Source organism: Streptomyces sp. NPDC055140, from assembly GCF_053607285.1.
On the sequence record NZ_JBSGTG010000085.1, the window covers coordinates 1 to 7,223 of the forward strand.

A 7,223-nucleotide genomic window follows, 5' to 3' on the forward strand; every position below is an offset into this window, starting at 1 on the left:
CGTCCATGTGCTGCCGGAGCACGTCTGGGCGAGGGCGGGCACGCAGACCAGCAGCCTCATGCTGACCAGCCCGCGCCCCGCGTCCCCCAACAGCAGCGGGCTGCTGCGGCGCACGGAGGCCGAGCCGGGCGAGAGTGCCGGGCCGGGCGTCGAGCTGGAATTCGGCGACGGTGTGCGGCGGGAGCTGCTCTCGGACGGGACGCGCGGCGAGACGGCCCGCGCGCTGATGCTCGCCTTGGACCATTTGGCGGTCGCCTACCGGCGTATGGGGAAGGCGTCGCTCTTCTGCGTGAGCCGGATCGCGCGCGGAGTGTCTCCACGGAGGGTTTACGGCCATGGATTTCGTCTTTTCTGCCCGCTTTCGCAGCCATGGCGGGACCGCACGCCACGGCCGCCAGGGAGCTTGAGGCGCGTCTCGACGAACCTACATCTCCGGTGGCCACAGCCTCGGGAGAACCCCGTCAGTCAGGCGGTGGGACCGAGCCCACCGCCCCGCCAGACACCGTCGTCGGCCGCCAGGCCGCGACTGTCGAGACCGGAGGACTTATGTCGACCGACCGCACGTCCATCCTGATCCTGGCTCTGCTCTGTGCTGCTGTGGCGGGGATCGCTGTCACCGTCCGGCCGTCGCTGGTCGTCCCCATCGGCGTCGCGGCGACCGTCTTTGCGGCAGCCGCGCTCGCGCTGAAGCTCTGACCGTGCGGACCGCACTTGCTGAGGCGCACGGCCGGGGCACTTCGGGCTGCTCACTTCGGGCTGCTCCGGCCGGCCGTGACGCCGCCCGTACGATGATCACGTGACAACCCGCGTGCTCTTGGCTCCGGCCCCCAGGCCGCGCGCACCATCCGCGCCTGGCAGGCCGACCTGATCGACGCCCTGCCAGGCATCCGCCTCCCGGACGTTGCCGAGCTGCGCGCCCGGGGCGTGGTCGCAGGCCCCACAGAGACAGCGCCGGCCCCGCGGCGAACCCTCGGAGCCGGCGGCCATGCCGACGAGGAGCCCCCCGCCTGAGGTGACGGTCCCTGGGCGGGTGAGTATCGCTCGGCGAGTGTTGATCACTTCTGAGCCTGCTGGCTAGGTTGGCCGGCATGACTGACCCCAGAGCCCTCGCTTGGCCACCTGCTCCGATCAAGACCGAGCGGCTCGTACTGCGCGAGTGCGAAGCCCGGGATCGTCCGGCGGTCATCGAGCTCAACGCCTCGCCAGAGGTGGGCACCTACCTCGGTGGCCCTCAACCGCGTGCCGAGCTCGAACGCACGGTGCCCGAGGTACCCGGGCAGCGCCCTGGCTTTTTCGTGATCGATCTTGACGGGGTGATGATCGGCACGATCATGCTCGGTCCGCACGCAGAGGGTTTGGGGCACGTCCGTGCGGACGTCGGGAAGACCGAGCTCGGTTACCTGCTTCTGCCGCAGGCGTGGGGACACGGGTACGCCACCGAGGCGTGCGCAGCGGCACTCGACTGGTTCGCCGACGCGCTTCCCGGCGAGGCGGTGGTGCTGCGCACCCAGACCGCCAACGAGCGCTCGATGCGCCTGGCGGCAAAGCTGGGGTTCACCGAGGTGGAGCGGTACGAGGACTACGGCGCCGAGCAGTGGTTCGGCGTGTGGAGGTCGGTCACGCCGTCCGATTGAGCTCGTGCTCGACAACGCGGGTCCGCAACTCGACAGCACCGCTGCGACGGAGCCCAACGCTGTTGAAACCCGTGAACACCTCACCAGACGGAGACGGCCGAATGCCTCCCGAAGCGCTGTCCGTTCTCGTGGACGAAGCCAGTCAGGGCCCGCAGGCGCGTTGGGCCTGGGAGGCGGTCATGACGCGCTTCGCGTGGGCGTCCTGGAGTGCCTGCAGCTCGGACTTGTCCGGGTGAGAGTCGTCGGCGATGCGGCGCTCCAGGTTCTTCTTGAGGGCGTTGTAGTCGTTCTCGGCGCTGTCGGCGGCGGTCATCGCCGTGGTGCACACGTCGCGCGTTGCGATGGGAGTGGTGTGGCCGGCGGGAGCGGCATGGGCCATCGGGGAGAGCGCGAGCACCATCAGGGCGCTGGCCGTGATCGACGGCAGTCGCGGGGACATCATGGGGGAGGGCCTTTCGGTGGCGGAGCCGGTCGGGTCAGGATGACAGCGTGACCAGCCGGGTGTGGTCCTGTGCGTCGACGCACGCCTGGTAGGGGTTGGGGTCGCCCGGCCGCTCCTGGCACTGCCACGTGGTGCCTGCCCTGCGGACCTGGACGGGTTGGGCCGCTGTGCCGTGCCAGGCCTTGGTGTAGGCGGCCGCCGCCTGCAGCGCGGCGCGGCAGGGCACGTTCCCGGTCGCCGACACCGCGAGCCCGGTGGCCCCATCCGTCCCGCAGTAGGCGGCCTTGGGGGCCGTGCCGGAATCGGCGAACGACTGGGCCGGAGCGGCGAGGCAGAAGACGGCGGCGCCCAAGAGGACCGCAATCCTTCTCATCCTGATCGAGTGCACGTCGATCCCTCCTCATTCCGATTTCTCTGGGTTGCCTGGGCTGTGCGCTGTCTGGAGCCGAGTACCTGGTCGTGCTCCGCGTAACCGTCTCACTGCGTACCGGCATCCTGGGTGACCGCGGTCACCGCGTCGCCCGTGGGGCGGGGAGATCGGGATCGGGTCGATGGCGGGCTGGTCGTCCGGGGTCGGGTTCGGAGTCGGGTTGACCGTGGGCTGGGCGTCGTGCACGTCCTGGCGTCCGCCCCCGTGAAGGCATGTCCGGCCACGGCCGCTGCCCCGGCCCCGCGACCGGACCGCGCCCAGTGTGTGCCCCGCCCATCGGACGGCTACCGCCGAGCCCTCGAAGCGCATCGCCGGGCCGCGCCGCCGTCCCGGGTGGACCCGGCCATCGCGGAGGCAGTCGAGCGGCAGACCACCGCGATGCGCGAGCTCAGCCGTCGAGCGTTCCCCGAACCCGAAACCGTGCCAGACGATGCGCCGGCCGCGATCGAGGCGGCCCGCGTCCAGCGCCGCCGCCAGGGCGCGGCGACCGAGGCCGCCGCCCTTCGCCGGGCCCGTGCCGAACGGTCGGGAACACCGTCTCCCGTGACCGTTCCCCGGTCGTTGGGGAGGACGGCGTAAGTGACGCGGAGGTGATCTAGCGGCCGAGGGCCTGTCGCACCGTCAGGTTCTGTACTTCCGCAGCCGGTACAGCTCCCAGCACGACAACACCGTCACCGACACCGGGGCGCCGAGCAGGCACGATCCGGGCAACGACGGGAACCTCGGCGTTCGCGTTGCTGATCACGTCGACGGCGGCCGTCACCCACACCAGCAAGGTGGCGAGGGTCGGCGGCAGCACCTCGTGGATGTCGGCGGTGCGGAACACGTGCATGAGGCAGAGCGCGATCCCGTACAGGGCGAAGCCCACCGACCACACGCACAGGGTGAGTGGCCGCGCCGGTTGGCCGCCCTGCACGAGGCCAATCAGGCTTTGCGTATGGTCTCGTTGGGTGATCATCCACCGGAGGTCTCCCGCGGTCTGGCAGCAAGAGCCGCGTTCCGAGACACGGGACTGGTTCAGGCCCGGGAGCGCATAGTGCTCACCGCGTCAGAGCCCGTCGTACTGGGGCTGCGGGAGCGTTGGAGTCGGCACGGGTGACCGCCGCCGGATTCGCGCGCTCCTCGGCGCCCGTACAGCGCAACGTGCTCAGTGCACATGGCTGATTCAGCGGGCGCAGCAGGGGACAGCTGTGACGGGCCTACAGCACCCGGGTACTCGTAAACGATGCGTTTTAAGTCGGAGCTCCGGCGGCGGTGGCAGCCGCGCCATGCGCTGCTGGCGCTTCCGCTCTGCCTGATCGCGGTCGTCACGGTGGTCGACACCCTGGCGCCGCCCGACGTGCACCTTGGCCCCTTGCTGGTCGCCGCCCCGGCGGTCACGGCTGCTATCGGTGGTGCCCGGCTCGTGGCGGCGGTCGGTGCCCTCGCGGTGGTGACGCAACTGGTGATCGGCGTGGTCCGCCAGGGGTGGCCGCTCACACTCAACCACGAGATGCAGATCCTCTCTCTGGCCATCGTCACGGCGGTCATCGCGACCTTCTGCTACCTGCGCGAGCGTCGGCAGCGCGAACTGGCGCAGGTACGTTCGGTCTCCGAGGCGGCGCAGCGTGTCGTGCTGCGTCCTCTTCCCCGCCGCCTCGGCCCGCTGAAAGTGGCCTCCGTCTACCTGGCCGCTGAGGCCGAGGCCCATATCGGAGGCGACCTTTTTGCCGCCGCCCGCGTCGGCGAGGTGACTCGGATGATCATCGGCGATGTGCGAGGCAAGGGCCTGAGCTCTATCAGCGACGCAGCCCTCCTGCTCGGTGCTTTCCGTGAAGCAGCCCACCATCACGCCGATCTGGCCGGACTCACGCAGTATCTGGAGGGAAGCGTCACCCGTGACCTGGCCGAACTCACCGAGACCGACCAACGCGCCGAAGAGGACTTCATCACCGCTGCCGTCCTGGAGATCCCTGACCATGAGCCCGTGATCCATGTGATCAACTGTGGCCACCCACCGCCACTGCTCGTACGCGGTCAGCACGTCACGCCCCTCATGGCCGACCAGCCCGAAACCCCATTGGGCCTGGGCGAGTTCTCGACGCCCAGTTACACCCCCGACGTGTTCCCGCTGGCGGCCGACGACATCGTCCTCCTCTACACCGACGGCGTCATCGAGGCCCGTGACCAGGAAGGTACTTTCTACCCGCTCGCCGAACGGATCACCTCGTCGGCTGCGGGCGACCCCGAGACCCTCGTCCGGTGGATCCGGGACGACCTGCTCGCTCACAGCGGCGGCAGCCTGGGCGACGATGCCGCCATGATCGCGCTCCAGCGCGCCCCCACATCGCCGACCGCCTCCTCATCGTTCTGACTCGTCCGGTCCCGCATCGCGGTCTCATCACAGCTGGCGCGTGATCCGGCACTGGGGTTCCGCGGCCCAGTGGCCCGAAGACTCCGGCGGTTCGCGGCCCGCCGGACCACTGCGGGTTCTCCTCTGGTGTGAGGTGGGGCCTTGACCCAAGGCCGGGTACTTAGCGTTTTCGCAGGTTATGCAAGGGAGTTGCAGGATTCTCGACGCAGAGCAACGGAGCTCGTTGGTACAGGCAGTCGACCAAGACAGCTTGTCCCGAAGGAGCTCCGTTGCCCCGTCATTGTGTCCTGCCGTCTGCGCTGACGACTATCACCCGTACGGTCACTGTGGCCGCGGGCCGGTTCGCTCCCGGGCATCTGGGCGAGTTGACTGCCGTCGTGCCGTTCGAGCTCGTGGACACGGTCCTTGCGGAGACGAGGGCGGTACAGCGACGGCTGCGTGATCTGCCGTCGCGGGTCGGGGTCTACTTCCTGCTGGCGATGTGCCTGTTCCCCGAGGTCGGCTACCGCCTCGTCTGGGACAAGCTGACCGCGGGTCTGTCCGGGATGCCGGTGGTCTGTCCGTCGGCGAAGGCGTTGCGCGACCTGCGCCGGCGGATCGGCAGCGCCCCGGTGCGGGCGTTGTTCGAGGTGCTGGCCGGGTTGCTGGCTCGGCCGACGACGCCAGGGGCGCGTTTCGGCCCCTACCGGTTGGTGTCGTTCGACGGCTGCAGTTCGCTGAGAGTCCCCGATTCCGAGCGGAACCGGGCCTGGCTGGGCAGGACTTCGCATCATGGCTATCCGACGCTGGAGTTGATGACTCTGATCGAGACCGGCACCCGGGCCCTGGTCGGCGCGGTGTTCGGCCCCACCGCCGAGGGCGAGACGAGTTACGCCAGCCGGCTGCTGCACCTGCTGCGGCCGGACATGCTGGTGCTGTGGGACAAGGGATTCGACGGCAACGCCTTCCTCGCGGCGGTCACCGACACCGGCGCCCAGGTCCTGGGCCGGCTCCGCAGCAACCGGCGCACGCCGGTCCTCACCCTCCTCGTCGACGGCTCCTACCTGTCGGTGATCGGCACCGTGAAAGTGCGGGTCATCGACGCACAGATCGCTGTGACCTGCGCGGACGGCACATCCTTCACCGGGTCCTACCGACTGGTCACGACCCTGACCGACGCCCGCCGCTACCCGGCCACCGCGCTGGTGGGTCTCTATCACCAGCGGTGGGAACATGAATCGGCGTACTACGCGCTCCGCCACACGATCATGAACGGCCGCAACCTGCGCTCGGGCGACCCGGCAGGCATCGAGCAGGAGATGTGGTCCCTGCTCACGCTCTATCAGGCCCTACGCACCGTGATGGTCGACGCCGCCGAGTCCCTCCCCGGCACCGACCCGGACCGCTGCTGTTTCAGCATCGCGCTCCACACCGCCCGCGACCAGGTGATCCAGGCCACCGGCATCATCCCCGCGGACACGAATCGGGACACCCTCCTCGGGACGATCGGCCGCCGGATCCTCACTGGCCTGCTCCCGCCCCGCCGGCAACGGGTCAGCACCCGCAAGGTCAAGTCACCGATGTCGCGCTACAGCGAGCGCCACGCCGACAGCCGCCCCGACACCAGCCGCACCGTTACCCGCCTCGACGTCACCGTCCTCGAACCCGTGGATCAGTCACCCGCGCTGCCCACGGCCTCCCGGGACGACCGGCACGCTACCCCTGCGGCGCGGCGCCGACACCGCATCCTGGCACTGCTCCAGGAAGACCCCACGCGTCTCTGGCAACCCCGTGAAATCGCTGCCCACTTCGGCGACATCACCCTGGAGACCATGTACAGACAACTGAATCGGTGGGCCGCCAGTCGACTCATCCACAAGCTCGGCCCCGGCCTCTACGCCGCAACACCATGGTCCCCAGCCTCACTTGCGTGACCTGCGAAAACGCTAACTACCCGGCCTTGGGCCTTGACCCCGCGTCCTGGACACGGGCTTATGCGGCTTCGGCCAGCGTAGTTGATGTTGTTGCGCTGGCCGTCTCGTAGGTGATGGGACTGCGGTGTCCGAGGCGGGAGTGTCGCCGTCGGGTGTTGTATCGGTGGAGCCAGCGGAACGCGTCGAGACGGGCCTCACGCTCGCTTGACCAGCCCTTTCGGCCCTTCAATGTCTCCCTTTTGAAGGTCGCGTTGAAGCTCTCCGCGGCGGCGTTGTCCGCCGAGCTGCCCACCGCGCTCATGCTCTGGAGCACGCCCGCCTCGCGGCAGGCGTCGGCGAAGGCCCGACTCGTATATTGGGCGAGTTCAACCAGTCGTTGCAACACCGGGCTGTTGCAGCGAGCGTAGCTGCTCTTCGAAGACCTCGGCCGGCGTCCGCCAACCGAGGACCT

Annotated in this window: 7 protein-coding genes and 1 pseudogene; 4 read left to right on the plus strand and 4 right to left on the minus strand. The window is 69.3% G+C overall.

Annotated elements, in window-relative coordinates; genetic code table 11:
• Positions 1 to 546: 546 nt before the first annotated feature.
• Positions 547 to 696: a hypothetical protein gene (locus ACWFR4_RS47000; RefSeq protein ID WP_453657901.1), complete on the plus strand. Its 150-nt coding sequence runs from the start codon at positions 547 to 549 to the stop codon at positions 694 to 696.
• 392 nt (positions 697 to 1,088) lie between these two features.
• The gene (locus tag ACWFR4_RS47005) at positions 1,089 to 1,634 is read left to right on the plus strand and encodes a GNAT family N-acetyltransferase (protein ID WP_453657903.1); all 546 of its coding nucleotides are present in this window, start codon (positions 1,089 to 1,091) and stop codon (positions 1,632 to 1,634) included.
• 142 nt (positions 1,635 to 1,776) lie between these two features.
• Here ACWFR4_RS47005 and ACWFR4_RS47010 read toward each other — a convergent pair whose 3' ends face one another.
• The 3 genes from ACWFR4_RS47010 to ACWFR4_RS47020 form a co-directional block, all read right to left on the minus strand.
• A complete protein-coding gene (locus tag ACWFR4_RS47010) occupies positions 1,777 to 2,076 on the minus strand; it encodes a hypothetical protein (RefSeq protein ID WP_453657905.1) in 300 nt (99 codons plus the stop codon).
• A gap of 34 nt (positions 2,077 to 2,110) precedes the next feature.
• Positions 2,111 to 2,464 (minus strand): hypothetical protein, encoded by a 354-nt coding sequence (locus ACWFR4_RS47015; RefSeq protein ID WP_453657907.1) that lies wholly within the window; start codon positions 2,462 to 2,464, stop codon positions 2,111 to 2,113.
• A 637-nt stretch (positions 2,465 to 3,101) separates the two neighbouring features.
• Positions 3,102 to 3,464: a hypothetical protein gene (locus ACWFR4_RS47020; protein WP_453469738.1), complete on the minus strand. Its 363-nt coding sequence runs from the start codon at positions 3,462 to 3,464 to the stop codon at positions 3,102 to 3,104.
• Between the two features lie 267 nt (positions 3,465 to 3,731).
• On the opposite strand from ACWFR4_RS47020, the gene ACWFR4_RS47025 reads away from it, so the two are divergent.
• Together ACWFR4_RS47025 and ACWFR4_RS47030 are read left to right on the plus strand one after the other, a co-directional pair.
• Positions 3,732 to 4,859 carry a PP2C family protein-serine/threonine phosphatase gene (locus ACWFR4_RS47025; protein WP_453657909.1) on the plus strand — a complete coding sequence of 376 codons (1,128 nt, stop codon included), beginning with the start codon at positions 3,732 to 3,734 and terminating at the stop codon, positions 4,857 to 4,859.
• 326 nt (positions 4,860 to 5,185) lie between these two features.
• The gene (locus ACWFR4_RS47030) at positions 5,186 to 6,772 is read left to right on the plus strand and encodes an IS4 family transposase (RefSeq protein WP_453657911.1); all 1,587 of its coding nucleotides are present in this window, start codon (positions 5,186 to 5,188) and stop codon (positions 6,770 to 6,772) included.
• A 58-nt stretch (positions 6,773 to 6,830) separates the two neighbouring features.
• Here ACWFR4_RS47030 and ACWFR4_RS47035 read toward each other — a convergent pair.
• Positions 6,831 to 7,133: pseudogene (locus ACWFR4_RS47035) on the minus strand (integrase core domain-containing protein); the annotation flags it as partial.
• Between the last annotated feature and the right edge of the window lie 90 nt (positions 7,134 to 7,223).

What these genes read in the sequence shown, in the direction of transcription:
- ACWFR4_RS47010 (WP_453657905.1), bottom strand. Translation starts at nt 2,076, where the DNA reads ATGATGTCCCCGCGACTGCCGTCGATCACGGCCAGCGCCCTGATGGTG.
- ACWFR4_RS47025 (WP_453657909.1), top strand. Translation starts at nt 3,732, where the DNA reads ATGCGTTTTAAGTCGGAGCTCCGGCGGCGGTGGCAGCCGCGCCATGCG.
- ACWFR4_RS47000 (WP_453657901.1), top strand. Translation starts at nt 547, where the DNA reads ATGTCGACCGACCGCACGTCCATCCTGATCCTGGCTCTGCTCTGTGCT.
- ACWFR4_RS47005 (WP_453657903.1), top strand. Translation starts at nt 1,089, where the DNA reads ATGACTGACCCCAGAGCCCTCGCTTGGCCACCTGCTCCGATCAAGACC.
- ACWFR4_RS47020 (WP_453469738.1), bottom strand. Translation starts at nt 3,464, where the DNA reads ATGATCACCCAACGAGACCATACGCAAAGCCTGATTGGCCTCGTGCAG.